This window comes from Desertibacillus haloalkaliphilus (assembly GCF_019039105.1).
Classification (GTDB): Bacteria; Bacillota; Bacilli; order Bacillales; family KJ1-10-99; genus Desertibacillus; species Desertibacillus haloalkaliphilus.
This window is the reverse complement of sequence record NZ_JAHPIV010000455.1, coordinates 1-355: the sequence shown is the minus strand read 5'-3', so window position 1 is coordinate 355 and position 355 is coordinate 1. Positions and strand designations below refer to the sequence as shown.

Annotated in this window: 1 pseudogene; it reads right to left on the bottom strand. The window is 38.0% G+C overall.

Features of this window, described 5'->3' with window-relative positions:
* Positions 1-145: 145 nt before the first annotated feature.
* Positions 146-355 (bottom strand): annotated as a pseudogene (locus KH400_RS22775) (sugar ABC transporter permease); the annotation flags it as partial.

The window sequence follows — 355 nt, the reverse complement described above, 5'->3', positions numbered from 1 at the left end:
CCATTGTATATGGTGACTCTATGTTGTTGTTACAATCCAAAGTAACAATGCAGAGTATAAAAACATGCCTACGGCTAGCAATATTAATATAATTGATAATACTTTATACTTCCCGAACAATGAGAATCACCTTCCTAGCGAAGCGTTATCCTTTCTCTGCTCCAGCTGTCATTCCTTCTACGATATATCGTTGGAAAACAAAGAATAATACCATAAGTGGGATTGAAATGAGCACAGCTCCAGCTGCGAACACCGTAAAGTTGTTATTCGCTTGCCCTGATACTAACGTAAACAACCCTTGAGCTAAAGTCCAATTGCTACTAGATCTCAGAATTACTTCAGCCATGATAAAATC